The sequence below is a fragment of the Psychromarinibacter sp. S121 genome, from assembly GCF_049801035.1.
In the GTDB taxonomy this organism is placed as follows: Bacteria; Pseudomonadota; Alphaproteobacteria; order Rhodobacterales; family Rhodobacteraceae; genus Psychromarinibacter.
Map to the genome: position 1 here is coordinate 309756 of NZ_JBNAGE010000001.1, position 26606 is coordinate 336361.

Genomic DNA, 26606 nt, shown 5'->3' on the forward strand with positions numbered 1-26606 from the left:
TAATTCGGTTTCACACGCCGGTCCTGCGCTTCGATCCTTCGTCCGCTTCGCGGGCCCCGGCCTCAGGCCTCGGCGCGGGCGGCCTCGTAGGCCAGAAGCGCGCGCTTGACGGGCAGGCCCCAGTGATAGCCGCCAAGGCCGCCGGACTTGCGCAGCGCGCGGTGGCAGGGGATCAGCCAGCTGATCGGGTTGCGGCCCACGGCGGTGCCGACCGCGCGGACGGCGCGGGGATTGCCGATGGCGCGGGCGATCTCGGAATAGGTGGTGACCTGTCCCGAGGGGATCGACAGCAGCGCCTCCCACACCTTGATCTGGAACGGCGCGCCGATCAGGAACAGCGGCGTCGGCTGACCCGCGTTCTGCACCCCGAACGCGTTCAGCACCCACGGGCGCAGGGCCATCGGATCCTCGACGAAGGTCGCCTTGGGCCAGCGCGACAGAAGGTCCTCCATCGCGGCCTCTTCCCCCATCTCGGCGGCGAAGCCGATGCCGCAGATGCCCTTGTCGGTGCCCATCACTAGCGCCGGGCCGAAGGGGCTTTCGAACCAGCCCCACAGGATCGTCAGACCCTCGCCGTGGCGGGCGAAGTCGCCGGGGCTCATCGCCTCCCACCGCAGGAACAGGTCGTGCAGGCGGCCGGGGCCGGACAGGCCGACGGCGTGGCTGGTGGCCAGCGTGGTGAAGTTCGACCGCAACATCGCGCGCGCGTGGTCCAGCGTCAGGTACTGCTGATAGCGTTTGGGCGAAACGCCGACCCACTTGCTGAACAGCCGCTGGAAATGCGCCGGGCTCATGTTCATCGCGCCCGCGAGGTCGTCCAGCGACATCGCATCGGCCCCGCCTTCGTCGATCAGGTCGATGGCGCGCCGCATCACGGCGAAATGGTAGCTGTCTTCCGGGCTTTGATGGGTCATCGCGTTCATCCTTGATTGGCCCTAATTTACGGCACGGTCCCAGCCTCTGCGACCCGTTTCCTGCGGTATGGGAACACGAGACCCGGTTGCGCTTGCAGCCGGCGCAGGCCCCATGTCAAAGGGTGGCATGGCCAAGCAGCTTGACTACAACACAATGTGCGAGATCTTCCGGCGCTTCCACGAAACGGAGCCGGAGCCGAAAGGCGAGTTGGATCACGTCAACGCCTATACTCTGGTGGTCGCCGTCGCGCTGTCGGCGCAGGCGACCGACGCGGGCGTGAACCGCGCCACGCGCGAGTTGTTCAAGATCGCCGATACGCCCGAGAAGATGCTGGCGCTGGGCGAGGAAGGCGTGATCGAGCATATCAAGACGATCGGCCTGTTCCGCAACAAAGCGAAGAACGTCATCAAGCTTAGCCGCATCCTTGTCGACCAGTACGGCGGCAAGGTGCCATCGTCCCGCGCCGCGCTGCAATCGCTGCCGGGGGTGGGGCGCAAGACCGCGAATGTGGTGCTGAACATGTGGTGGGGCCACCCGGCGCAGGCCGTGGACACCCACATCTTCCGCGTCGGCAACCGCACCGGCATCGCGCCGGGCAAGGATGTCGACGCCGTCGAGCGCGCCATCGAGGACAACGTCCCCGCCGAATACCAGCGCCATGCGCATCACTGGCTGATCCTGCACGGCCGCTACATCTGCACCGCCCGCAAACCCAAGTGCGGCGTGTGCCCCATCGAAGACCTTTGTTCCTACGAGGAGAAGACCATATGACGAAATCCTACGAGGTCGTCGGCATCGGCAACGCCATCGTCGACGTGCTGGCGCAGGCGGACGACAGCTTTCTGGACCTGATGGGAATCCAGAAGGGCATCATGCAACTGGTGGAACAGGAACGCGGTCAGCTTCTGTACGGCGCGATGAAGGAACGGGTGCAGGCTCCCGGCGGTTCGGTGGCGAACACGCTGGCGGGGCTGGGCAACCTTGGGCTCAAGACCGCGTTTATCGGGCGGGTGCACGACGATGCGCTGGGCCGGTTCTATGCCGATGCGATGCAGAAGGACGGCACCGACTTCGTGAACCCGCCGGTGCCCGAAGGCGAGCTTCCGACCTCGCGGTCGATGATCTTCGTGTCGCCGGATGGCGAGCGGTCGATGAACACCTACCTCGGCATCTCGTCCGAGCTGGGTCCGGACGACGTGTCGGAAGAGGTCGCGGGGGCCGCGAAGCTGCTGTTCCTGGAGGGCTATCTTTACGACAAGCCGAAGGGCAAGGAAGCTTTCGAGCGCGCCGCCAAGCTGTGCCGCGACGCGGGCGGGCAGGCGGGCATCGCGCTGTCGGACCCGTTCTGCGTCGACCGTCACCGCGCCGACTTCCGGCGTCTGGTGAAAGAGCTCGACTTCGTCATCGGCAACGAGCAGGAATGGACCTCGCTGTACGAAACCGACGACCTTGGCACCGCGCTGGAACAGGCCGCCGCCGAGTCCGGGCTGATCGTCTGCACCCGGTCCGGCAAGGACGTGGTTCTGGTGAAGGGCGACGAGGAAGCCGTGGTGCCGGTCGATTTCGTGACGCCGGTGGATGCGACCGGGGCGGGCGACCAGTTCGCCGCCGGGTTCCTTTACGGCTATGTCACCGGCGCCGATCTTGCGACCTGCGGCAAGATGGGCTGCGTCGCCGCCAAAGAGGTGATCGGCCACATGGGCCCGCGCCCCGAGGCCGACATGAAGGCGCTGTTCAAGGCCGAGGGCCTGATCTGATCTGATCTGATCTGTCGCGCGGCTCTCAGAAGGCCGCGCGATAGATCGCCTCGACATCGTCCACGCTCATAGCGCGCGGGTTGTTGTCCATCAGGCGCCGGATGCCGTGCGCCTCTTCCGCCCAAGGCCGCAGATCGTTCGCCGTGACGCCGTGTGCGCGCAGCGCCATGTCGATGCCAAGGTCGCGGCAGAAGCCCGTGGCGCTGTTCAGCACCTCGGCCGGGTCGGCAGAGGCGGGCAGGCCAAGCGCCTGCAGCACCTCGGCCGTCTTTTCCGGCATCGAGGGCGCGTTGAACGCCAGAACATGCGGGAAGATCAATGCGTTGGAAATCCCGTGCGGCAGGTTGGCGTGGCTGCCCAGCGGATAGGCCAGAGCGTGCCCGGCGGCGGTGTTGACGGGGCCAAGGCACAGCCCGCCGTAGAACGACGCCATCAGCATGCCCGCCCGCGCCTCGGCGTCGTCGCCGTTCTCGACCGCGCGTTTCAGGAACTTGCCCGCAAGCGTCATCCCCATCCGGGCATAGCCGTCGATCAGCGGATGGGCGTTCACGTTAGTGAAAGCCTCGACGCAATGCGCCAGCGCGTCGACGCCGGTCGCGGCGGTGACGGCGGCGGGGACGGTCATCGTCAGGTCGGGGTCCAGCACCGCGATGTCGGCGACCATCAGCGGGCTTTCGACGGCGGTCTTGGCGTTGGTTTCGGAGTTCGTCACCAGCGCGCGGATGCCGCCTTCGGACCCGGTGCCGGCGGTGGTGGCGACCTGCGCGAGGTCGGAACATTTGTTCGCGACCTTGTTCGGCCCCGCCACGTCGGCCAGCGTCTGCTCGCCGTCCCACAGCACGGCCACCAGCTTGGCCACGTCCATCACCGAGCCGCCGCCCAGTCCGACGACGAGGTCCGGCTTGTGGGCGCGGGCGGCGTCCAGCGCGGCGGTCAGGTCGGTGTCCTTCGGCTCGGGCGCGACGTCGGTGAAGATGGCGACGTCGCCGGACAGGCCGAGCCTGTCGACCATCGGCGCGGTGACGGGCTGGGCCACGACGAAGACGCGCGTGTAGGGTTTCGCCCAGTCGCCAAGGCGCTCGGCGGCGCCCTTGCCGATCTCGATCCGCTTGGGCAGGTGCAGGGTGATCGCGCGGGAAATGTCCATGTATTCCTCCCTCTGGCGGGTTCTCTTGTTCAGTGCGGCGCTTTGTTCAAAGCGTCCGCCCGGCGGCAACGCCGGGCAGCGCCGACCCGCCCCCACGGGGCGGCGCTTGTGCGCCACCCCTCGGGCCGGCGCTGCCCTTGTCTCTTCCCTCGGGGGTCAGCCCCCCAGCTTCTCCATCTCGGCCCAGACGGCATCGCGCTCGGCCTCGGTCACCTCGACCAGCGGCGGCAGCACCCGCATCCAGCCGTTGTCGCCGCGCGCGCGGGCGACCATCGCCTTCACGGTGGGCAACTGGACATAGCTGTTCGACAGCGTCCGCCATTCGTTGATCCGGTCCTGCGCCGCCTCGACCTCGGCCTCGCGGCCCGGCTTGTCCCACGTCTCCCACACCACCCGCAGCGCATCGGCGCGCAGGTTGGACGTGGCGGTGATGCAGCCCGCCCCGCCGACGCGCAAAAGCGGCAGCATCATCGGATCGGCCCCGGCCAGAACACCCAGCTTGGGGAAGCGTTCACACATCGCCTTCATGTTCTCGAGATCGCCGGACGAATCCTTGATCCCCACGACAATGCCGGGGAAAGCGTCCATCAGACGCTCGATCAGGTCGTGCGAGATCGGCACCTGCGTTACCTGCGGGATGTGGTAGAACACCATCCGCATCGCGTCATCGCCGACACCCTCGATCACGCGGGAATAGAAGCGGTACAGCCCCTCGTCGCTGACGCCCTTGTAGTAATAGGGCGGCAGCAGCACGACGCCCTTGGCGCCGGCCTTCACCGCATGGGCCGAAAGCTCGATCGTTTCCGGGATGTTGGGCGTCGAGGTGCCGGGCAGCAACGTGCCGGGCTCCATCCCGCCGTCCACCAGCCCGTCCAGCAGCGCCATGCGGTCCTTGACCGAGAAGTTGTTCGCCTCGCCGGTCGTGCCCAGCATGGCGATGCCGTGACAGCCCTCTTCCATCAGCTTCTTGCAGTGGTCGACATACAGCGGCAGGTCGGGCCGGCCGTCGGCGTCGACAGGGGTGGCGGCGGCGCAATGGACGCCCTGGATCGCGTGGTTCAAGTCTTCCTCCCTTTGGCCGCGTTCCGGGTCAGCGCCCGGCGGCCAGCTTTCGTGCGTATGCGATGGCGTGGACCATGTTCTCGTGGTTCGCGATGCCCTTGCCCGCGATGTCGAAGGCGGTGCCGTGATCGACCGAGGTGCGGTCGATGGGAAGGCCCAGCGTGACGTTCACCCCGGTGTCGAAGGCGACAAGCTTGACCGGGATGTGGCCCTGGTCGTGGTACTGCGCGACGATCAGGTCGAAGGCGCCGTTATAGGCGCGGTGGAACAGCGTGTCGGCCGAGATCGGGCCGTGCGCGTCGATGCCTTCCTCTTGCGCGGCCTTCACGGCGGGCACGACCTGCACGTCGTCCTCGGTGCCGAACAACCCGCCCTCGCCGCAATGCGGGTTGATGCCCGCGACGGCGATACGCGGCTTGTCGTAGCCGATGCGCTTTAGGTGCGCGTTGCCGATGCGGATCGTCTTCAGGATCTGTTCTGGCGTGGCCCGGTCGATGGCGTCCTTCAGCGAGACGTGGGTCGAGACGTGGATCACCTTCAGCTTGTCCGAGGCAAGGATCATCCACGCCTTCGGCTGGCCGGTCAGATGCGCCAGCATCCCGGTGTGACCGTCATAGTGATGCCCCGCCGCGTTCAGCGTCGCCTTGTTCAGCGGCGCGGTGACGATACAGCCGATCTCACCCGCTTCGGCCGCGCGCACCGCGGCCTCGACGAAGCGGAAGGCCGCGTCGCCCGCGCGCGGGTCTTCCTTGCCGAAGGGCAGGGGGGCGCCGTCCACGGGGATGTCGATCAGCACCGCGTCTAGGTCGACGTGGGTGCCCACGGCCTTCTGCGCCGCTTCCAGCGTCGCGCGGCAGCCGAAGATGCGGGTCTGCGCACGGTCCTCGGGGGACATGGCGTCCACCGCCTTCAGGGTGACTTCGGGTCCGACCCCTGCGGGGTCTCCCATGGTGATGCCGATCATTGCCGCTCCAGCCATTCGGGGCTTAGCGCCACGTGCTTGATGGCGCGCCGGTGGTAGGTATAGGCGAGGTGCAGGGTGCCGTCCGTCGCCTGGATCAGCGAGGGGTAGGACATTTCCTTGTTGCTGCCGTCAACCGAGTTGTTGTGCAGGCAGGTGCCCGGGCCGTCCTCGACGGTGACGCGCACCGGGAAGGTCCGGCCCTCGTCCTTCGAGAAACACAGCGTCATCGGCGCGCGCGGCACGCCCCATGTCGGGTTGCAACCGCCGGTCGCGTTGGGCCGGTCGTCGGCCTCGCCCAGTTCGTCGTACAGCGACTCGCGCCGCGCCTCGGGATGTTCGGCGGCGTTGGTCGGGTTGCAGGCCATGGCGATGCGGCCGTCCGCCATCCGGATCACCGAGATCGACGAGTTGTTGTTCGGCACGTCTGTGGGTTGCGGGACCGACCAGCTTTCGCCGTCGTCGGCGCTGTCGGTGCGATAGACGAAATCCGCCTGCCTGCGGCGGAAGAAGGCGGCCCAGCGCGCGCCGCCCAGCGGCACCAGCGTCATGTGAACGCACCCGATCGAGCCCGGAACCTCGACTTCGCGCCACGTCTCGCCCGCGTCGGCGCTGATTGCCAGCGCGGCGGTGTCGTGGCTGCCGGTCCATTTCTGGCCGGGGCGCGACACGCAACGGAACAGCGGCAGCATCCAAGCGCCGTCGGAGCGGACGTGGACGGGGCCGCGAATGAAGGTGCCGGCGGGCAGGGGCAGGTCGCGGGGCGTTTCGCCAAGGTTGCGCATCCGGACGACGCAGGCGTCCTGATTGCCGCCGGGCTGCGCCGTGTGCAGCAGAAGGCGGCGACCGTCGGGCGCGTCGAACTCGACCGGGTTCTGTTCCGACCGCTCGGCGTCGTCCGTCACCCGGTTCGCGTTGCGCCACCCTTCGGGCGCAAGCGTGCTGCGGTAGATCGAGATGTCGGACTTGCCTTCCAAAGAGCCGCCGAACCACAGGCAATGCAGCCCGTCCGCCGCTTCCGACAGAAAGGCTGCGTGGTTCTGGATGCAGGGGCTGGGCAGCAGCGCCTCGTGACGGCCGGGGGCCGTCTCGGTCTGGGTGCCATCCATGCCGTCCGCGATCTCTTCGGGTGTCGCAAGCGCCATCGAATCGTCTTTCCGTCTCGGTCTGCGGGTCCTGTCCGCGGCACGGATGTTTCGGGTTGTCACCCAAAGTTGTCAAGTTGAAAAAGAGAATGGAAAACTCTCTCGAAACGCTTTGAGCGATAATTGGGGTTGATAATAAACGATAAAAATTGAAGCCTCGCTTCCGAAGTGCCGATCTGGAAATATGTGATTGACAAGTGAGGGGCTGTTGGGGGACGTTTCGGCCCGAGGAGGCCGCCGGGGGGATCGCGCGGTTTCGGGGAGAAGATGGACCATCATGGCGTCGAACAACCAGCCGGGTCATCCGGACAAAGCGCAGATGCTTGGCGTCGCCCTGATGGTGGGTGTCGCGGTGCTAAGCGCGATGGACGCGGTGTTAGTGAGGCAGCTGTCATCGGGGGTGCATCCCTTCGTGATGGGCTTCACGCGCGCGCTGTTCGGGCTTTTGGTGTTCTTGCCCTTCATCCTGTCGCGGCCGGGCGTGATGCGGTCGAACTACCGCTTGCTTCACATTCTGCGCGCGGCGCTGAAACTGGCGTCTCTGATCGCGTTTTTCTTCGCCTTCGCGCTGTCGCCGCTGGCGGATGTGACCGCGATCATGTTCGCCGCGCCGATCTTCGTGACCATCGGGGCGTGGGTGTTCCTTTCGGAAAGCCCGCGCGCGATCCGGGTGATCGCGGTGCTGGTGGGCTTCGTCGGCGTCCTGATGGTGCTGCGGCCGGGGCAGGGCGCGGTGTCGCCGGGGCTGATCTTCGCGCTCGCGGGCGCATTGCTGACGGCGGTGATCCAGTTGCTGCTGAAGCCGATGTCGGGACGGGATTCGACCGAGACGCTGGTGGCGTGGAACCTGATCGCAACGGTGCCGATCGCGGCCGTTCCGGCGGTCATCGTGTGGTCGACGCCAACGCCGGGGGAATGGGCGCTTCTTGCGCTGCAAGGCGCGCTGGGCGCGTTGAACATGGGCATGCTGACGCGGGCGTTCTCGCTGGCCGAGGCGTCGCTGCTGGTGCCGATCGACTTCCTGCGGCTGCCGCTGGTGGCGGCGCTGGGCTACCTGCTGTTCGCGCAGGAAGTGCCGCTGACCACGTGGATCGGTGGAACGGTGATCTTCGGCGCGACGCTTCTGATGGCCCGCAGCGCCCGGTCGCGGAAGGATCGCGAGATATGATCCGGGGGCGGGATTTTCTGGATAATCCCGAGCCGCACGATCTTTCTCAAGATCGTGTGGCGCGACCGGTGAGGTCAGTCGTTATAGGGCGCCAGCGCCTCGACGATCAGTTCGCGCATGCGCTCTTGAAGCACGGTGCGTTCCCCGGCGCGGTAGACAAGGTACATGTCGGACCGGAACTGCCGCGGCAGGTCGAGGTCGACATAGCGCACGTTGTCCATCCGCAGCACGCGGGACGAGGCGGGGACCAGCGCCAGCCCGATGCCGCAGTTGACCATCGCCAGCACGGTGTGGGTCTGGCTGACCTCCTGCACGGTGCGGGGCGAGATGCCGTAAGACCCGAACAGCGCCTGATGCGTTTCGCGCACAAAGCCGCCCCTCTCGGTCGAGTATCCGACGAAGGGCGCGCCGTTCAGGTCCTTGATCGTCGGCTCGGGCTTGTCGGCCAGCGGATGATTGCGCGGGATCGCCAGCATGAAAGGTTCGCTGACGACGCGCTCGCGGGCGATCTCGGAACGGGTGTGTTCCATCCGGGTCAGGCCAAGGTCCAGCCGGCCCGACCGCTGCGCCTCGACGATCTCGTAGCTCATCATCTCGGTCGGATCGAGCGTCACGCCGGGAAACCTCGCCGAGGCCATCGTCACGATGCGCGGCACGAATTCCAGCGCCGCGGACGGCACGAACCCCAGCGCGATGCTGCCATAGTCGCCGCGCTGCGCCTGCCGCGCCTTGAGGATCGCATGCTCGGACCGTTGCAGCAGGTCGGTGGCCGAATCGTAGAAGCTTTCCCCGGCGGGTGTCAGGCTCACCCGACGGTTGGTCCGCTCCAGAAGCTGAAGGCCAAGCCCATGCTCCAGCAATCGGATCTGCCGCGACAGCGGCGGCTGGGTCATGTGCAGACGTTCTGCCGCGCGGCGGAAGTTCAGCTCTTCCGCGACCGCAACGAAGCAGCGCAGCTGCGAGAATTCGTACTTTCCGCCTGCCATCCGATGTCCTTCCGCAGAGGATGCCGGCGAAAGAGTGATCCAATTTTTGGATCAATTCAATCCATCATTGGAATGTACAAGGGACGGAGCGCCCGTACACTCCAGATTGCTTCCGCCACAACGGAAGCTCTGCCGGCGCGGGAGGGTTTGCCGGCAAGACTGACACCTAGGGAGGTATCACAATGATCAGGAATCTCGGCGGCGCCGTGGCGCTGCTGCTTTCGTCGACCGCGGCTTTCGCGGCCAGCCATGGCGAGACGGGCGTGACCATCGTCCTGCCGGAAGAGCTGGACATCGTCGACCCGTGCGAGGCGTCGCGGTCCAACGTGGGCCGTGTCGTGCTGCAGAACGTGGCCGAAACCATCACAGAACTGACGCCGGACGAAGGGCTTCAGCCCCGTCTTGCCGAAAGTTGGGAAGACCTCGGCGGTGGTACGTGGCAGTTCAAGCTCAAGGACGGCGTGACCTTCCATGACGGTTCGGCCTTCGGCGCGACCGACGTGGCGCACTCGCTGGAGCGCATCAAGTCCGAGAACATCTCGTGCGAGATCGGCGCCAAGTTCTTCGGCGGCATCGAACTGACCACCGAGGTGGTGGACGACACCACGATCAACATCACCGCGGACCCGGCCCAGCCGATCCTTCCGCTGCTGCTGTCGACCGTGACCGTCGTTCCGGAAGAGACCTCGATGGACGCCTATGTCGACGTTCCGGTCGGCACCGGTCCGTACACCTTCGACGAGTACAACCGCGGCCAGGACATCAAGCTCTCGCTGAACGAGAACTACTGGGGCGAAACCCCGACCGTGACGAACGCGACCTACGTGTTCCGTTCCGACTCGGCGGTCATGGCGGCGATGGTCGCCAACGGCGAAGCCGACATCGCGCCGGCCATCGCGCTTCAGGACGCCACCGATCCCGAGATGGACTTCAGCTACCCGAACTCGGAGACGGTCTATATCCGCCTCGACACCGAGATGGCGCCGCTGAACGATGTCCGCGTCCGTCAGGCGATGAACTACGCGGTCGACCGCGAAGCCTTCATCGGCACCATCCTGGCCGACGGCACCCTGCTGGCCACTGCGATCAACCCGCCGTCGACCATCGGTTACAACCACGACCTCGAGCCGTTCCCCTATGACCCCGAGAAGGCCAAGGAACTGCTGGCCGCTGCTGCCGCCGACGGTGTCCCGACCGACATGGAGATCACCTTCATCGGCCGGAACAACAACTGGGGCAACGTGGTCGAGACCCTCGAAGCGCTGACCGCGATGTGGGCCGACGTCGGCCTGAACGTGAAGCTTCAGATGGTCGAAGTGGCGGAATGGCTCGAGCACTACTCGAACCCGTTCCCGGAGGATCGCGGTCCCGAGATCGTCGCGGCGATGCATGACAACGCCAACGGCGACCCGGTGTTCTCGGTCTACTTCAAGTACGCCTCCGAGGGCCTGCAGTCGGGCGTGCGTGACGCCGGCCTCGACGACATGATCGCTGCCGCCACCGCGGCCACCGGCGACGAGCGCGCCGCCCTGTGGAGCGACCTGTTCGAGTACATCCAGATGGAGCAGGTCTACGACGTCCTGCTGTTCCACATGGTGGGCTTCAGCCGCGTGAACCCGCGTCTCGACTTCGAGCCGTCGATCCGCACCAACAGCGAACTTCAGCTGTCGCAGATCAGCTTCAAGTGATCCTGCACAGGGGCGGGCCACGCGTCCGCCCCTGATTAACCCCCAATTTCCCACCGCAATCGCAGCGGGGCCGAGCGATGAAAACCTTCCTCAGAAAACGAGCCGTGGCCAGCGCCTTCTCGCTGATCGGTCTCGTGATCCTCGTCTTCTTCCTCAGCCGTCTGACCGGCGACCCGACGGACCTGTACCTGCCCGTCGACGCGAGCGCCGAGGCGCGCGAGAACTTCCGCGAGATCCATGGCCTGAACGACCCGCTGCTGGTCCAGTTCGGCCGCTATGTCTGGGATCTTGCCCATTTCGATTTCGGCATGTCGATCCGCCGGGCCGAGCCCGCGCTTGACGCGGTGCTGCGCGGCTTTGCGTGGACGCTGCAACTGGCGGTCATCACCATGACGCTGGTGACCGTGATGGCGATCATCGTCGGCAGCCTTGCGGCCTACCGGGTCGGCGGCGTGTTCGACCGGCTGGCCACTTTCTTCTCGCTGATCGGCGCCAGCGCGCCGGACTTCTGGATCGCCATCGTCGCGATCGTCGTCTTTTCGGTCGGACTGGGCTGGGTGCCCACGTCGGGCACCGGCGGCTGGGAGTACTGGATCCTGCCCATCGCGGTGCTGTTCATCCGGCCCTTCGGCCTGATCCTGCAGGTCGTGCGGGGCTCGATGATCTCGACCCTGTCGTCGGCCTACGTGAAGACGGCCCGCGCCAAGGGCCTGAAGAACCGCCCGATCATCTTCGTCCACGCGCTGCGCAACGCGATGTTGCCGGTGATCACCGTGATCGGCGACCAGGCCGCGGCGCTGCTGAACGGCGCGGTGGTGGTCGAGACGATCTTCGGCTTCCCCGGCGTCGGCAAGCTGATGATCGACTCGATCCTTCAGCGCGACTTCACCGTGATCCTTGCCGCGATCATGGTCACCGCCTTCGCCATCTTCGTGATGAACCTGCTGATCGACATCCTCTACGCGGTGCTCGACCCGCGGATCCGGTACTGAGCCCATGGCCATGACAGACGTATCCCCTCACAACGCTCCCTCCGAAGCCCCGGCCATCGCCGACGCGCCTCCGGCCTATGTCCAGATCGCGCGCATGCTGTGGCGCGACAAGCTGGCGCTGTGCGCCGCCATCTTCCTGTTCATCGTCGTGCTCTGCGCGCTGTTCGGGCCGATGCTGCTGGAAGACGTGGCGACCAAGCAGAACCTGCGCGGCCGCAACGCGCCTCCGTTCGACTTCTCGCTGCACTGGACGATGTGGCTGGGCGGCGACGCGCTGGGCCGGCCGCTGCTGGCGCGGATCATCGTCGCGGCGCAGAACACCATGATGGTCGCCGCCGGCGCCGTGGTCTGCGCCATGATCATCGGCACCGGGCTGGGCCTGATCGCGGGCTACTCGAACAAGGCGGGCAGCCAGGTCATCATGCGGCTGGCGGACGTGATCATGTCGTTCCCGTCGCTGCTGCTGGCGGTGATCGTGCTGTACATGCTGGAGCCTGCGGTCGGAAACCTGATCATCGTGCTGGCGATCACCCGTATCCCGATCTACCTGCGGACCTGCCGCGCCGAGGTGCTGGAGATCCGCGAGCGGATGTTCGTGCAGGCCGCGAAGGTCATGGGCGCTTCGACCAACCGGATCGTGTTCCGCCACATCCTGCCGGTCGTTTTCCCGACGCTGGTGACCATCGCGACGCTGGACTTCGCCTTCGTCATGCTGGCGGAAAGCTCGCTGTCGTTCCTCGGCATCGGCATCCAGCCGCCCGAGATCACCTGGGGCCTGATGGTCGCGCAGGGCCGGTCCTACCTGACAACCGCGTGGTGGCTGTCGTTCTGGCCGGGCCTAGCGATCATCCTCACCACCCTGTCCCTGAACCTTCTCAGCAACTGGATGCGCACGGCGCTTGACCCGGTGCAGCGCTGGCGGCTCGAGATCGCGAGGAAGAAGAAATGAACCATCTTCTGCAGGTCAAAGACCTTTCGGTCGACTTCCACACGGCACAGGGCACCGTCCACGCCGTGCGCGGGGTGACGTGGCACCTCGACCGGGGCGAGACGCTGGCGATCCTGGGCGAGTCCGGGTCCGGCAAATCGGTCTCGGCCTCGGCGATCATGAACCTGATCGACTGCCCGCCGGGCGAGATCGTGTCGGGCGAGATCCTGTTCGAGGGGCGCGACATCCTGAAGATGTCCGAAGACGAACGCCGCGACCTGAACGGCCGCCGCATCGCGATGATCTTTCAGGATCCGCTGAGCCACCTGAACCCGGTCTATACCGTGGGCTTCCAGATCGCCGAGATGATGACGGCCCACGGCACGCCCAAGTCTAAGGCGCGCGAGCGGACGATGGAGTTGTTGAAGCGGGTCGGAATCCCGGACTACGAGAACAAGATCGACACCTATCCGCACCAGTTCTCGGGCGGGCAGCGGCAGCGCCTGATGATCGCGATGGCGCTTGCGATGAAGCCCGACATCCTGATCGCGGACGAACCGACGACCGCGCTGGACGTGACGGTCCAGGCGCAGATCCTCGAACTGCTCGAAGAGCTGCAGGCCGAAACCGGCATGGGCCTTCTGCTGATCACGCACGATCTTGGCGTGGTGGCCGAGGTGGCCGACCGCGTGGTGGTCATGAACAAGGGCGAGATCGTCGAAAGCGGCACCGCCACGCAGGTCTACAAGGCGCCTGTGCATCCCTACACCAAGAAGCTGATCGCCGCCGTTCCGGGCGAGGGCGAGATGGCGCAGCCAGTGGGCGGCGAAGAGCCGATCCTGAAGATCGAGGGGCTGTCCAAGGCCTATGGCGCGTTCACCGCGCTCGACAGCGCGACGCTGACCGTGTTGCCGCGCGAGACGGTGGCGATCGTGGGCGAAAGCGGCTCGGGCAAGTCGACGCTTGCCAAGACAATTCTGCGGCTCGAGGACGCCACCGGCGGCGCGGCCTTCTACGAGGGGCGTGACCTCGTGACGATGGCGCCTGCCGAGTTGTTCGACCTTCGCCGCGAAATCCAGATGGTGTTCCAGGATCCGACGCAGTCCCTGAACCCGAGGATGTCGGTGTTCGACATCATCTCCGAAGCCTTCGTCATCCACCCCGAGATCCTCCCCAAGTCGGAGTGGAAGTCGAAGGTGCGGGAGCTTCTGGACCACGTCGGCCTGGACGCCAGCCACATGCACCGCTACCCGCACCAGTTCTCGGGCGGTCAGCGGCAGCGGATCGCCATCGCCCGCGCGCTGGCGCTCGCACCGCGCCTGATCATCTGCGACGAAGCCGTGTCGGCGCTGGACGTGTCGATCCAGGCGCAGGTGATCCAGTTGCTGAAGCGCTTGCAGGACGAGCTTGGCCTCAGTTACCTGTTCATTGCCCACGACCTGCCGCTGGTGCGCGACTTCGCGCATCGGGTGGTGGTGATGCAGGGCGGGCGGATCGTGGAACAGGGCCCCGTGCGCGAGATCTTCGAGAACCCCAAGGAACAGTACACCAAGGACCTGCTGGCCGCGTCCCCACACCCCGATCCCGAGGTGCAGGCAGAACGCCGCAAGGCCCGCATGCAACTGGAGAAGACTGCATGACCAAGCGCGAGTTGCTGGTCGTCTATCCCACGCTGCCGCCGCAGATGGCGCAGCTGGAAGAGACCTACACGCTGCACCGTTACGACCAGGCCGAGGACAAGGCCGCCTTCATCGCCGAGCATGGGCCGAAGTGCGAAGGGGTCGTGATCAACGGCCACGCCTCGTTCCGGCGCGAGCATCTCAAGCACATGCCGAAGCTGAAGATCGTCGCCTGTTCCTCGGCGGGGTTCGAGGACATCGACGTCGACGCCCTGACCGAGGCGGGCGTGCATTTCACCAACACGTCGGACGCGCTGTTCGACGACGTGGCCGACTGCGCGCTGATGCTGACACTGGCCTGCCGCCGTCACCTTGTGGCCGGGCATGACTATGTGAAGACCGGCGCATGGGGCCGGCAGGGGATGTACCCGCTGACCTCGGCGCTGCGCGGCAAGAAGGCGGGCATCGCCGGCCTTGGCACCATCGGCAAGGCCATCGCCCGCCGGTTCGAGCCGATCGGGCTGGAACTTGGCTATATGGCGCGGTCGAAGAAGGACGTGCCCTATGCCTATTTCCCCGACATCGTGTCGCTGGCGGAATGGTCCGACATCCTGATCGTCATCGTCCCCGGCGGCCCCGAGACCGAGGGCATGATCAACGCCGACGTCTGCAAGGCGCTGGGTCCGAAGGGCACGCTGATCAACGTCGCGCGCGGTTCGGTGGTGAACGAGACCGACCTGATCGCCGCGCTGAAGGACGGCACGCTGGGCGATGCGGGTCTGGACGTCTACCTGAACGAGCCGAACCCGAACCCCGAGCTGACCGGGCTGCCGAACGTGACGCTGTACCCGCACCATGCCTCGGGCACGGTCGAGACGCGGGACGCGATGGCGCAGCTTGTGGTCGACAACCTCGCCGCCTGTTTCGCGGGCAAACCGCTGCTGACCCCGGTCAACGACGTAAAGCAGGGCGCGGACGCCGAAAGCGCATGAGGAAAGACGGACGCGGCCGGGGCCGGGCCCTGCCGACAGGAAGGGCGGGCTAGGATGGCTGTCGTACTTACAACCTCTCCCGCCTTCGCACGGGCAGGGGACATCGCGGACCGCGCCGCCGCCGCCGGCCACACGATCCTGCGCGTGATCGAGGACGGGCCCGAGATGCAGGCGGCGCTTGGGCAGGCCGAGTACCTTGTGGCGGGGCTTCCCCGGATCGACGGCGCGGTGATGGACGCCGCACCCAACCTGAAGGCGGTTCTGAAGCACGGCGTGGGCGTCGACAGCATCGACATCCCGGCGGCCTCGGCGCGCGGTATCGTCGTCACAAGCTGTCCCGGCGCGAACGCGCTGTCGGTGGCGGAACTTGCCATCGGTGCGGTCTTCGCCCTGTCGCGCAGCCTGCTGTGGAACCACGACAGCGTCGCCTCGGGCCGGTTCGAACGCCAGCGCGGCCGCGAGGTCACCGGCGCGACCCTGGGCATCCTCGGGCTGGGCCAGATCGGAGGCCGCGTCGCCCGCATGGCGCTTGGCGTCGGCATGAACGTGGTGGGCTATGACCCCGACGAGACCGCCGCCGCCGAGGCTTTGGCGATGGGCGTCGAGCTTCTTGACCCGGACGAGGTCATCGCCCGCGCCGACACGCTAAGCCTGCACGTCACCGGCGTGGAAGCGAACCGCGACCTGATCGGTGCGGCGGATATCGCGCGGATGAAGCCCGGCGCGTTCCTTGTGAACTATGCGCGCGGTCTGGTGGTGGACGAGGACGCGCTGGCGGCCGCTTTGGTCAGCGGGCATCTTGCCGGCGCGGCGGTGGACGCGTTCCGCGCGGAACCGCCGGATCCGGCCTCGGCCTTGATGCAGGCGCCGAATGTCCTGTTCTCGCCGCACACCGGCGCGGACACGCACGGCGCGGTGGTCCGGACGGGCGAAATGGTGCTGGCCGACATCGCCGAGATCGAAACCGGCGCGATCCCTGCGCGCGCGCTGAACGGAACGGAGCTGGCCCGATGACCGAACCCCGCTATGACCTGGACGCTCTGACAGCCTGGGCGCAGGACGTTTTCGCCGCCGCCGGTCTGGGACAAGCGCAGGCAGAGGCGGTGGGCCGATACCTCGTCGCCGCCGATGCGATGGGGCATGACACGCACGGGCTTGGGCTGGCGACGTGGTACCTCGACATGATCGCGGACGGCACCGTGACCAGGGAAGGCGCGCCCAAGGTGGTGTCCGACCGGGGCGCGTCGGTCTGCTGGGACGGGCAGCGGCTGCCCGGCGCATGGCTGACGGACGAGGCGATGACGCTTGCCGTGGACCGCGCGGCAGAGCACGGCACCTGCACCATCGCGGTGGGCAATGCGCACCACATCGGGGCGCATGCCGTCTATCTCGAGAAGGCGACCGACGCCGGAATGATGGTGATGCTGGCGTCTTCTGTCCCCTCGGCGGCGACGGTGGCGCCTTTCGGCGGCATGAGCCCGGTCTACACCCCGGACCCGGTGGCCTATGGCATCCCGACCGGCGGCGTGCCGATCCTGATCGACATCTCGGCCTCGATCACCACCAACAACATGGCCAAGCGGCTGGTCGCAGAGGGGCGCAGCTATCCGCACGACTGGCTGATGGATGCCGAAGGCAATCCCAGCCGCGATCCGAACGTGGTGTTCAATGGCGGCACGGTGCTGCCGACCGGCGGTCTGGATCACGGGCAGAAGGGCTATGGCCTTGGCCTGACCGCCGAGGCCGTCACGCAGGGCCTGTCGGGGATCGGGCGGGCCGATGCGCTGCCGGGGATGAATTGCTCGTTCACCGTTCAGGTGATGGACCCCGAGGCATTCGGCGGGCGCGAAGCGTTCCTGCGCCAGACCGGCTGGCTGGCGGCCGCCTGCCGCGCCTCGACCCCGCGCCCCGGCGTCGAAAGCGTACGGCTGCCGGGCGAGGCGGCCCTGAAGCGCCGCACCGAGGCACAGGCGAACGGCGTGCGCCTGTATCCCGGCATCATGGATGGTCTCGCGCCAAGGGCCGAGGCGCTGGGCGTGTCGCCGCCGGCAGCGCTCTGACACCCGCCCGGCGGGAACGCTCCGCCGATTGTGCGCCGCGCCGCCGTTTCCTGTGCGTCACCGCAGGCCCGCCCGTCCATTGGGTTTCCCGATTGCATCCCCTATGTTGCCAGAAGCATGACGACAGCAGGGATTTCATCGCATGACCGACACCTACACCCCGCCCAAGGTCTGGACCTGGGACAAGGAGAACGGCGGCACCTTCGCCTCGACCAACCGGCCCATCGCCGGACCGACGCATGACAAGGAACTGCCGGTCGGCAAGCACCCGATCCAGCTGTATTCGCAGGGCACCCCCAACGGCGTGAAGGTCACGCTGATGCTCGAGGAACTGCTGGCCGCTGGCTACAAGGGCGCCGAGTACGACGCGTGGCTGATCCGCATCGGCAAGGGCGACCAGTTCGGCTCGGGCTTCGTCGACGTGAACCCGAACTCGAAGATCCCGGCGCTGGTCGACACCTCGGAAGACCCCATCGTGAAGGTGTTCGAAAGCGGCTCGATCCTGTTCTACCTTGCCGAGAAGTTCGACGCCTTCCTCCCGAAGGACCTCCACAAGCGCACCGAGACGATGAACTGGCTGTTCTGGCAGATGGGCAGCGCGCCCTATCTCGGCGGCGGCTTCGGCCATTTCTACGCCTATGCGCCCGAGAAATGGGAATACCCGATCAACCGCTTCGCCATGGAAGTGAAGCGCCAGCTTGACGTGCTGGACCGCCACCTTGCCGACCGCGAGTGGATGGCCGCGAATGAATACACCATCGCCGACATGGCGATCTGGCCGTGGTACGGCGGCCTCGTTATGGGCTGGCAGTACAACGCGGCCGAGTTCCTTGACGTGAAAAGCTACACCAATGTCGTGCGCTGGGCCGAGAAGATCTATGACCGCCCGACCGCCAAGCGCGGCCGCATGGTCAACCGCACCGCGGGCGAGCCGTCGACCCAGCTGCACGAGCGGCACGACGCCTCGGATTTCGAGACGAAGACCGCCGACAAGATCGGCGACTCCTGAGCGCGCCCCCGGAGCGGCGGTTCGCCGCCGTTCCGCAGGCCCCTGTCGCGCGTCCCGCGAATAGCGTTTGACGGAATCGACCGGCGGACGCAGCCTTTGCCCATGACCTACAAACCCGAGGGCTATACCGATCTTGCGCCCTACCTCATGGTGACCGACCCCGAGGCGGTGCTGTCGTTCTGCGAAGCGGTGTTCGGGGCCGAGCGTCTGCGCGTGGTGCCCGACGGCGACCGCATCATGCATGCCGAGTGCCGCATCGGCGACACCGTCCTGATGATGGGCGGGGCCGAGGGGCCGCCGATGATGGTGCATGTCTACGTGTCGGACCCGGACGCCGTACAGGCCAAGGCGCTGGAACTGGGGGCCGAAGAGTTGCAGCCTGTGATGGAGAAGGGCGACGGCGACCGCCGAGGCGGCTTCCGCACGCCCTGCGGCACAAGCTGGTACGTGGCGAAGCAGGTCTGATCCTTCCGACCCGCAGGAACCGGATTGACCGCCACCGTCCCGGCGCGGATGGATAGCGGCATGAAACCTGTTGAACAGCGTGCGGGGCTTTCGACCCCTGTCGGACCGGTCTGGGTCGAAGCCCGCGACGGCGCGATCACCCGCGCGGGCTGGGGCGCGGCGGAGGCACCCGCAACGCCGCTTTTGTCCGAGACCATCGCCGAGTTGAACGCCTATTTCGACGGTCGCCTGACCCGTTTCACCGTACCGCTTCGGCCCGGCGTCTGTGGCCTGTCGGCCCGCGTGCTGGACGCGATGCTGAAGATCCCCTGCGGCGAGACGCGCACCTACGGCGATCTCGCCCGCGACCTAGACGCCCCGGCGCAGGCCATCGGTCAGGCCTGCGGCGCCAATCCCATTCCGATCCTGATCCCCTGCCACCGCATCCTGTCCTCGACCGGGCTCGGCGGCTACTCCGGCGCGGGCGGGATCGAGACGAAGGTGGCGCTTTTGAAGCTGGAAGGCGCGGCGTCGCTGCTGATCTAGCCCAGTCCGCGCCGCGCCGGGATCAGCTGTTGCAGGATGCCCGCGAAGACAAGGTACAGCGACGTGATCACCAGCCCCCAGTGCGCCCAGCTTTGCGGATCGAAATCGACCCATGCGGCCCAGCCCGCGAAGAAGGTCCACGCCAGCGCCACCGGCAGCGAGACGGACCGCCAGCGGTCAGTGCGTACCGGATGGATGAACTTCAGCGGCAGGAACATCGCGACGGTCAGTACCACCACGATGAACAGGATCGCCCAATAGCTTGGCTGCAATCCGAACAGGACGATCACCACCATGTTCCAGCATCCGGGGAAGCCGGAGAAGGAATTGTCCTTCGTTTTCATGCGTGTATCGGCGAAGTAGACGACACTGGCGAAGGTGATCAGGATGATCGCCAGCCACCCGGTCCAGCCCGGCAAAAGGTGCGACTTGAACAGCGCGTATGCGGGGATGAACACGTAGGTCAGGTAGTCGATGATCAGGTCCATCAGGACCCCGTCATACATCGGCGCGTTCTTCTTCACGTCATAGCGTCGGGCCAGCGGGCCGTCGATGCCGTCCACGGCGAAGGCCACCACCAGCCACAGGTACATCAGGCCCCACTGCTCCTCGACGGCGGCAAGCATCGCCAGCATGGCGAAGACCGCGCCGGTGGCGGTCAGCAGGTGAACGAGTATGGCCTTGATCCGCAGCGTCATTCGCCCCTCATGTCGTATCGTGCGCCGCAGCGCAAACAGTTATGGCCCGGCCGGGGCGGCGCCGGTCCGTGGCCCGTCGCGCCACAGCGTCACCGCGGGCTGCCCATTATAGGCGATGTCGCGCGCGGCCCCGAAGCCAAGCTTGCGCGCCACGTGCATCGACGCCGCATGCGCCGGGTCGAACAGCGCGAAGGTGCGCGGGTATCGCCGGTCGATCCAGCCAAGCGCCGCCTGCATCGCCTCGGTCGCCAGCCCCTTGCCGTGGGCATGCGTCGCCAGCACCCAGCCGGCCTCGGGAATGCCCGTCACGTCGACCGACAGGTCCCGGCGATAGTCGGCAAAGCCGATCTCGCCGACGAAGCGCCCGTCCGCCTTCGCCTCGGCCACCCAATAGCCATAGCCCACCATGGCCCAATGCCCGGCATAGCGCAGGAACCGCTGCCACGACTGTTCCGCCGTCTGCGGCGTGCCTTGGATGAAGCGGACGACCGCCGGGTCGGCCCACATCGCCGCCGAGGCGGCGAAATCGTCGGGCCGGTGGCCGCGCAGGATCAGGCGAGGGGTGTCGAGGGTCGGGATCATGGTGCGGCGGGCTCGTCTCAGGCCTTGGGGTGCGCCTTGTCGTAGACTTCCATCAGCCGCGCCTGGTCCACGGCGGTATAGGCCTGCGTGGTCGACAGCGAGGCGTGGCCCAGCAGTTCCTGTATCGCGCGCAGATCGCCGCCCGCCGACAGAAGGTGCGTGGCGAAGCTGTGGCGCAGGGCGTGGGGCGTCACGGTGGCCGGCAGACCCAGTTGCATCCGCGCCTGCTGCATCGCCTTGCGGATCAGCCGCGGGTTCACCGGACCGCCACGCGCGCCACGGAACAGCGGCGCCTCGGGTTCGACGGGGTAGGGGCAGGCGCGCAGGTAGGCGTCCACCGCGCGGCGCGCGGCGGGGATCACCGGCACCAGCCGCTCCTTGCCGCCCTTGCCCCGGATGCGCAGGACCTCGGGCAGCGGCGCCTCGGCCCCGGTCAGGCCCAGCCCTTCCGAAATCCGCAACCCGCAGCCATACAACAGCGTAACGATCGCCACGTCGCGGGCGGCGACCCAGTCCTTCTGCGACTGCAGCTCGACCGTCCCGATCATCTCGCGCGCCGCCTCGGGCGTCAGGGGGCGGGGCAGCTTGCGCTGGTACTTGGGTGTCCGGGCCGACAGGATCGCGGTCGGGTCGAACCCGTCGCGCTCGGCGGCCCAGGTGGTGAAGGTCTTCACCGCCGACAGCGCCCGCGCCAGGGACCGCGCGCCAAGCCCATCCGCCCGCTCGCGCGCCATCCAGGCCCGCATGTCCGATACGGTCACATCTCCCAGCACGGCGGTCCCCATCGCGCCGCCGCGATGATGCGCGAGAAAGGCGAGGAAGCCGCGCACGTCGCGGCCATAGGCGGTGATGGTGTTGGCCGAGGCGCCGTCCAGCGCCTTCAGATGCTCCAGCCACCGGGACAGCGCCTCGCGCAGCCCCGGCGACAGGGCGAGTGTCTCGTCCGTCGCGGTGCCGGTCACGCCAGCCAGCGGCGCATGGCGCGCTCGAAGACACCGGCGAAGAAGGTCAGAAGGTCGGTGCCCTGCGTCGGCTTGAACTGGTGCGGATCTTCCGCGCCCAGGACCAGCATGCCCGGCAGCCGGCCCTTGCCGAAGTCCAGCCGCAGGCAGGCCTCCGACCGGATCCAGTCCGACCGCTCGCCGTAGATCATGTCGCTCTCGGGCTGCACCTGCCGCAGCGTGACCTGCCGCACCGGCACGTTGCGGCCCTGCGTCAGGTAGGCCTCGACGAAGCCCGGATCGACCACCAGCAGCGTGTCGCCCAGCCCCCGCGCGGCGGGGTCCTCGTTCGCGACCTGCGATTCCAGCACCAGCCGCAGCGCGTCCAGCCGCAGGATGTCCGAAATCTCGGTGTTCAGGTTCTTCAGGAAGTCCTCGAACCCGGTCGGGTCCAGCATCTTCAGCACCGCGCGGTGGATCATGTTGGTGCCCGCGAGGTTCTCGTAGGCCGCCGCGATGACGTGGCGATGGGTTTCTTCCAGCCGTTCCAGCCGCGACTCCAGCCGCTCCATCGCGATCCCGCGCAGGTCGACGATGTTGCCGCCCATGATCTTCTCGTTCGCGGCGATCAGCGCGCGCATGAGATCGCGGTCTTCCAGGATGACTTCGGGCTCGGAAATGATCTTTGTCCGCAGATCCCCGGGGATCGCGGCGTTTTCGCTCGACATGCCTGCCTCGTATCTGCTCCCGGCGCCTTCGTGGGAACCGGTTGGTTTTTCTGCCTAAGGTTCTGCCCGCTCGCGGGCCGACCAGTCCAGAAAATTGTCCACAGCCTTCGGGTTCCGCCGCCGGGGTGGCAGGCGGGACACAGGCACTTTACGGGCACTTCACGGGCACTTCAGTGGCCGACACCGGGCCCCGAGCCGCCGGATCCCCCTTCTTCTCTTGCCAAAATACCTCGGGGGAGCCGCGCAGCGGCGGGGGCAGAGCCCCCTGTGAAAGCAAGGGGCAGGGGCACGGGGTTGGGAAAGGGCGCGGACCTCAGGCCGCCAGCGCCCGAGTGCGTCCGTCCCACAGGTCGCGGGCCGCCCGTTCCGCCCCGGCCACGCCCAGCGTATCCAGTGCCAGCGCCGCGGTTCCCACCACGATGGCCTCCGAGAACGGGTCGTCCAGCCGTCCTTCCCACAGCGCCACCAGCCGCGCCGGGTCGGTCTCGCCGTCGTTCAGCCGCCGCGTCTCGTCGATCAGTTCCGGCCAGCCCTGTTCCCACGCCCGTCCGGCGCGCAGACCGAAGCCCGCGACGCCCTTTGCCGGGTTCCGCTCGAACTCGCCGCCGCCGCCCTTGATCACGGTCAGCGCGGGCAGACCCAGCAGCGCGCCCGCGTCCTGCTGCAATTCGCGGTAGGGCGGGTGGAACACGCCCTGCACCGAGGCCGCCGCACCGCCGGGGTTCAGCACCCGCAGCACCGTGTTGATGCAGGACCGCAGGCCAAGGTGGGAGCGCAGTTGCAAAAGCTCCAGCAAGCGGGGCGAGAAGGCTTCCAGCGGCATATAGGCGATGCCGGCGTGTTCCAGCGACGCCGCGACCGCGTCCGCCGTTTCCGCCACCGGAATACCGACCAGCGGCAGCGCGTCCCGGACCGAGGCATGTTCGGACTGGTGCGAGTTCCAGCCGTGCATCAGCACCGGGTATCCCGCCGAGGCGACAAGCCGCGCCGACAGCAGGAACCACGGCAGCCCCCGGGTCCGGCCCGCCGCATAGCTCGGCCAGTCCAGCGCCGGGGCGGGCAGGGCCGGAAGGGAGGCGCGGGCCGCCTCGGCGAAGCCCGCGATCTCGTCGGGGACCTCGCCTTTCATGCGCATCAGCATCAGCATCGCGCCGATGGCTTCCGGGGCGGCCTCGCCGTTCAGGACCAGCGTCAGCGCCTCGAAGGCTTCCTCCCGCGTCAGCGAGCGCGAGCGGCCGGGACCCCGGCCGAGGATGCGGACGAAGGGGGCGATGGTCATCGGCGGCTCATGGCGGGATCACTCCGCGGCTTTGGGGGGCAGGGCTGCCTTCTGGAGTAGCGCCGCGATCTCCGGCCGGCAAGAGCCGCAGTTGGTGCCCGCCTGAAGCGCCGCGCCGATCGCTTCGACGGTGCACAGGCCCTGATCCTCGATCGCGGTCAGGATCGTGTTCACGCCGACGTTGAAGCAGGCGCACAGCACCGGCCCCGGATCGGGGCGGTCGGCGGGCGCGCGGCCCGAGATCGCTCCGGGCGCCTCGGTTCCCGGCAGCGCGGCCACGTAGTCGCGCATCAGCCCCACCGGTTCGGGAGCGACGAACAGCGCCGCGACCAGCCGGTCGCCCTCGTGGAATGCCAGCCGGTGAATGCCCCGGCCCGCGTCGCTGACCACCTGCACGGTCGCCTCGGTGCCGAACAGCTTGCGCGCCCAGGCTTCCCAGTCCGCCGGCGCCTCGCGCCCCGCCAGTTCCGCGCGCCAGCCGTTGCGGGTGCGGGCGCGGGCCCAGTACTCGGCGTCGGGCGTCATGTCGCCCGCCGAGACGGCAAAGGCGTACCAGCCCGCCTCGAACTTCTTCATCGCCACCACCGAGGCCTTGCTTTCCGGCTGCCCCGACACCGGGTCGGTCACAGGCGCCACCAGCGCGTCGATCCGGGCCGAGGGCGCGGTCTCGCCGGTCCAGTGCATCGGCGCGAAGACCTCGCCCGGGCGGACCTTGTCTGTCACCACGACCCGCAGGATCGCGCGGCCCTGCGTGCTGGTCAGCTCGACAAGATCGGCGGGCGCAAGCCCAAGTTCGGCGGCGTCGTCAGGATGGATCTCGCAGAACGGTTCCGGCAGGTGTGCAGAGAGCCGCGGCGATTTCGCGGTGCGGGTCATCGTGTGCCACTGGTCCCGCAGCCGCCCCGTGTTCAGGCGGTAGGGGAAGCGGCGGCCGCGCTTCGATTCCGGCGGGCGGTAGTTCAGCGGCAGCATCCGCGCCTTGCCGTCCGGGGTGTAGAACTGCCCGTCGGCGAAGAACCGGCCGCCCTGCCGGGTGGCGGTCAGCGGCCAGCGGAACGGCTCCATCGCGTCATAGTCGATGTCGCGCATCCGCGTTGCCGCCGAGATGTCGAAGTCGCGTCCGAAGATCCCGGCAACCTGGCTGAGACCGGCGTATTCGCGGAAGATCTCGACCGGAGTGGAATAGTCGAAGGCATGACGCCAGCCCATGCGGCGGCCGACCTCGGCGAGGATCTCCCAGTCGGGCCGCGCCTGTCCCGGCACCGGCAGCGCCGCGCGCTGGCGGCTGATGGTGCGGTCCGAGTTGGTGACCGTTCCGTTCTTCTCGCCCCAGGCGGCGGCGGGCAGCAGCACATGCGCCAGCCGCGCGGTGTCGTTCTGAGCGGTGATATCGCTGACCACCACGAAGTCGCAGCCCTTGATCGCGTCGCGCACCGCGTCGGCGTCGGGCATCGACACGGCGGGGTTGGTGTGGATGATCCACAGCGCCTTGATCCTCCCGTCGCCCACGGCGCGGAACATGTCGACGGCCTTCAGCCCCGGCGCGGTCGCGATGGTCGGCGCGTTCCAGAAGTCGCGCACCGCGCGGCGGTGGTCGGCGTTCTCGATATCGAGGTGACAGGCCAGCATGTTGGCAAGCCCGCCCACCTCGCGCCCGCCCATCGCGTTGGGCTGTCCGGTGACGCTGAACGGCCCCATGCCGGGCTTGCCGATGCGGCCGGTGGCAAGGTGGCAGTTCAGGATCGAGTTCACCTTGTCGGCGCCCGACGAGGACTGGTTCACGCCCTGACTGAAGATCGTGACGACCTTCTCGGTGCCGATCCACATGTTGTAGAACCGGTCGATCAGCGCCTGCGGCAGCTTGGTGACCTCGGCAGGCCGTGCGGTGGACGCGGCGGCGAGCGCGGCGTTGAAGCCCTCGACGTGGCGCATATAGCCTTTGTCCAGCGCGCCCATCTGGTGAATGCGCGACAGCAGGCCGTTGAACAGCTCGACATCGGTGCCGGATTCGATCTGCAGGTGAATGTCCGCCCGGTCACAGGACGCGGTGCGGCGCGGATCGACCACGGCGATCTTCACGTGCGGGCGCTGTTTCTGCGCCGCGATCACGCGCTGGTACAGAACCGGGTGGCACCATGCGAGGTTCGAGCCGACCAGAACCACAAGGTCGGCGTCTTCGATGTCGTCATAGGTGCCGGGCACGGTGTCGGTCCCGAAGGCGCGGCGCTGGCCGGCGACGGTCGAGGCCATGCACAGCCGGGAATTGGTGTCGATGTTGCCCGAGCCGATGAAGCCTTTCATCAGCTTGTTGGCGACGTAGTAGTCTTCCGTCAGCAACTGGCCCGAGACGTAGAAGGCGACGCTGTCGGGGCCGTGTTTCGCGATGGTGTCGCCGAAGCGGGTCGCGACGAGGTCCAGCGCGCTGTCCCAGTCGGTGTCCGCGCCGTTCACGCGCGGGGCGAGCAGGCGGTCGTCAAGGCCGACGGTCTCGCCCAGTGCGATGCCCTTCGAGCACAGGCGGCCCCGGTTGGCGGGGTGGTCCGGGTCGCCCTTGACCTCGATGCCGCCCTGGCCGTCGGGGGTCAGCAGGACGCCGCATCCGACGCCACAGTACGCGCAGGTGGAGCGGACGGTGGTTTGGGGTGGGGTGGCTGCCCCCTCCCCCGACCCCTCCCCCTGTAGAGGGGGAGGGGAGCTATGGGTGGCGCCGTTCGTGCCAAGGGTCGCGGCGGGGGTCACCCCCCCAGAGGCATCCGTACTCCCTCCCGCTTGCAGGGGGAGGGTTTGGGAGGGGGTCACCCCCCAAGAAGCATTCGCACTCCCTCCCCCTAGCATGGGGAGGGTCGGGGAGGGGGTCATCCCCCCAGAGGCATCCGCACTCCCTCCCGCTTGCAGGGGAAGGGGCGGGGAGGGGGTCACCCCCCCAGAGGCATCCGCACTCCCTCCCCCTGCCAGGGGG

At 67.6% G+C, this 26606-nt stretch carries 25 protein-coding genes; 13 read left to right on the forward strand and 12 right to left on the reverse strand.

Going from position 1 to position 26606, the window contains the following annotated elements; genetic code table 11:
* Positions 1-62 precede the first annotated feature (62 nt).
* A complete protein-coding gene (locus tag ACP156_RS01575; protein WP_425049524.1) occupies positions 63-914 on the reverse strand; it encodes a methylated-DNA--[protein]-cysteine S-methyltransferase in 852 nt (283 codons plus the stop codon).
* A gap of 127 nt (positions 915-1041) precedes the next feature.
* Here ACP156_RS01575 and nth point away from each other — a divergent pair, with 127 nt between their 5' ends.
* Complete coding sequence (nth, locus tag ACP156_RS01580; protein ID WP_425049525.1) at positions 1042-1686, forward strand: endonuclease III; 645 nt, start codon at positions 1042-1044, stop codon at positions 1684-1686.
* Positions 1683-2672 carry an adenosine kinase gene (locus ACP156_RS01585; protein WP_425049526.1) on the forward strand — a complete coding sequence of 330 codons (990 nt, stop codon included), beginning with the start codon at positions 1683-1685 and terminating at the stop codon, positions 2670-2672. The genes nth and ACP156_RS01585 overlap by 4 nt, the downstream gene beginning before the upstream one ends.
* Positions 2673-2697: 25 nt before the next feature.
* Here ACP156_RS01585 and ACP156_RS01590 read toward each other — a convergent pair whose 3' ends face one another.
* From ACP156_RS01590 to ACP156_RS01605, 4 genes are all read right to left on the reverse strand, one after another.
* Positions 2698-3819 (reverse strand): iron-containing alcohol dehydrogenase, encoded by a 1122-nt coding sequence (locus ACP156_RS01590; RefSeq protein WP_425049527.1) that lies wholly within the window; start codon positions 3817-3819, stop codon positions 2698-2700.
* A gap of 156 nt (positions 3820-3975) precedes the next feature.
* Complete coding sequence (locus ACP156_RS01595) at positions 3976-4881, reverse strand: dihydrodipicolinate synthase family protein (protein WP_425049528.1); 906 nt, start codon at positions 4879-4881, stop codon at positions 3976-3978.
* Between the two features lie 28 nt (positions 4882-4909).
* A complete protein-coding gene (gene pdxA / locus ACP156_RS01600) occupies positions 4910-5845 on the reverse strand; it encodes a 4-hydroxythreonine-4-phosphate dehydrogenase PdxA (RefSeq protein WP_425049529.1) in 936 nt (311 codons plus the stop codon).
* On the reverse strand, positions 5842-6987 hold the full coding sequence (locus ACP156_RS01605) for a sialidase family protein (protein WP_425049530.1): 1146 nt from the start codon (positions 6985-6987) through the stop codon (positions 5842-5844). The genes pdxA and ACP156_RS01605 overlap by 4 nt, the downstream gene beginning before the upstream one ends.
* A gap of 277 nt (positions 6988-7264) precedes the next feature.
* Here ACP156_RS01605 and ACP156_RS01610 point away from each other — a divergent pair, with 277 nt between their 5' ends.
* A complete protein-coding gene (locus ACP156_RS01610; protein WP_425049531.1) occupies positions 7265-8155 on the forward strand; it encodes a DMT family transporter in 891 nt (296 codons plus the stop codon).
* A 74-nt stretch (positions 8156-8229) separates the two neighbouring features.
* Here the strand turns inward: ACP156_RS01610 and ACP156_RS01615 are convergent, their stop codons facing one another.
* Positions 8230-9141 carry a LysR family transcriptional regulator gene (locus ACP156_RS01615; protein WP_425049532.1) on the reverse strand — a complete coding sequence of 304 codons (912 nt, stop codon included), beginning with the start codon at positions 9139-9141 and terminating at the stop codon, positions 8230-8232.
* 182 nt (positions 9142-9323) lie between these two features.
* Here ACP156_RS01615 and ACP156_RS01620 point away from each other — a divergent pair, with 182 nt between their 5' ends.
* The 10 genes from ACP156_RS01620 to ACP156_RS01665 all read left to right on the forward strand — a co-directional run bounded on the left by ACP156_RS01620 (position 9324) and on the right by ACP156_RS01665 (position 19419).
* Entirely contained in the window at positions 9324-10829 is a 1506-nt protein-coding gene (locus ACP156_RS01620) for an ABC transporter substrate-binding protein (protein ID WP_425049533.1), read from the forward strand.
* A 77-nt stretch (positions 10830-10906) separates the two neighbouring features.
* Entirely contained in the window at positions 10907-11821 is a 915-nt protein-coding gene (locus tag ACP156_RS01625; RefSeq protein ID WP_425049534.1) for an ABC transporter permease, read from the forward strand.
* Positions 11822-11831: 10 nt separating this feature from the next.
* Positions 11832-12770 carry an ABC transporter permease gene (locus ACP156_RS01630; RefSeq protein ID WP_425049535.1) on the forward strand — a complete coding sequence of 313 codons (939 nt, stop codon included), beginning with the start codon at positions 11832-11834 and terminating at the stop codon, positions 12768-12770.
* Positions 12767-14389, forward strand: coding sequence for an ABC transporter ATP-binding protein (locus ACP156_RS01635; protein ID WP_425049536.1), 1623 nt, complete (start codon positions 12767-12769; stop codon positions 14387-14389). Before ACP156_RS01630 ends, ACP156_RS01635 begins: the two co-directional genes overlap by 4 nt.
* Entirely contained in the window at positions 14386-15360 is a 975-nt protein-coding gene (locus ACP156_RS01640; RefSeq protein ID WP_425049537.1) for a 2-hydroxyacid dehydrogenase, read from the forward strand. Before ACP156_RS01635 ends, ACP156_RS01640 begins: the two co-directional genes overlap by 4 nt.
* A gap of 54 nt (positions 15361-15414) precedes the next feature.
* Complete coding sequence (locus ACP156_RS01645) at positions 15415-16374, forward strand: NAD(P)-dependent oxidoreductase (protein WP_425049538.1); 960 nt, start codon at positions 15415-15417, stop codon at positions 16372-16374.
* Complete coding sequence (locus tag ACP156_RS01650) at positions 16371-17420, forward strand: Ldh family oxidoreductase (RefSeq protein WP_425049539.1); 1050 nt, start codon at positions 16371-16373, stop codon at positions 17418-17420. The genes ACP156_RS01645 and ACP156_RS01650 overlap by 4 nt, the downstream gene beginning before the upstream one ends.
* A gap of 142 nt (positions 17421-17562) precedes the next feature.
* Complete coding sequence (gene yghU / locus ACP156_RS01655) at positions 17563-18429, forward strand: glutathione-dependent disulfide-bond oxidoreductase (RefSeq protein ID WP_425049540.1); 867 nt, start codon at positions 17563-17565, stop codon at positions 18427-18429.
* 102 nt (positions 18430-18531) lie between these two features.
* Entirely contained in the window at positions 18532-18894 is a 363-nt protein-coding gene (locus tag ACP156_RS01660; RefSeq protein ID WP_425049541.1) for a VOC family protein, read from the forward strand.
* A 60-nt stretch (positions 18895-18954) separates the two neighbouring features.
* On the forward strand, positions 18955-19419 hold the full coding sequence (locus ACP156_RS01665; protein ID WP_425049542.1) for a methylated-DNA--[protein]-cysteine S-methyltransferase: 465 nt from the start codon (positions 18955-18957) through the stop codon (positions 19417-19419).
* Here the strand turns inward: ACP156_RS01665 and ACP156_RS01670 are convergent.
* The 6 genes from ACP156_RS01670 to ACP156_RS01695 form a co-directional block, all read right to left on the reverse strand.
* Positions 19416-20117 carry a CDP-alcohol phosphatidyltransferase family protein gene (locus tag ACP156_RS01670; RefSeq protein ID WP_425049543.1) on the reverse strand — a complete coding sequence of 234 codons (702 nt, stop codon included), beginning with the start codon at positions 20115-20117 and terminating at the stop codon, positions 19416-19418. The two genes, ACP156_RS01665 and ACP156_RS01670, sit on opposite strands and share 4 nt — an antisense overlap.
* A 39-nt stretch (positions 20118-20156) precedes the next feature.
* Positions 20157-20699: a GNAT family N-acetyltransferase gene (locus ACP156_RS01675; RefSeq protein ID WP_425049544.1), complete on the reverse strand. Its 543-nt coding sequence runs from the start codon at positions 20697-20699 to the stop codon at positions 20157-20159.
* Positions 20700-20716: 17 nt separating this feature from the next.
* Positions 20717-21661, reverse strand: a complete 945-nt coding sequence (locus ACP156_RS01680; RefSeq protein ID WP_425049545.1) for a tyrosine recombinase XerC — start codon at positions 21659-21661, stop codon at positions 20717-20719.
* A complete protein-coding gene (locus tag ACP156_RS01685) occupies positions 21658-22368 on the reverse strand; it encodes a DUF484 family protein (protein WP_425049546.1) in 711 nt (236 codons plus the stop codon). Before ACP156_RS01685 ends, ACP156_RS01680 begins: the two co-directional genes overlap by 4 nt.
* 313 nt (positions 22369-22681) lie before the next feature.
* Positions 22682-23647 carry a glycosyl transferase family protein gene (locus ACP156_RS01690; RefSeq protein ID WP_425049547.1) on the reverse strand — a complete coding sequence of 322 codons (966 nt, stop codon included), beginning with the start codon at positions 23645-23647 and terminating at the stop codon, positions 22682-22684.
* A gap of 18 nt (positions 23648-23665) precedes the next feature.
* A complete protein-coding gene (locus tag ACP156_RS01695; RefSeq protein WP_425049548.1) occupies positions 23666-26386 on the reverse strand; it encodes a molybdopterin-dependent oxidoreductase in 2721 nt (906 codons plus the stop codon).
* Positions 26387-26606 lie beyond the last annotated feature (220 nt).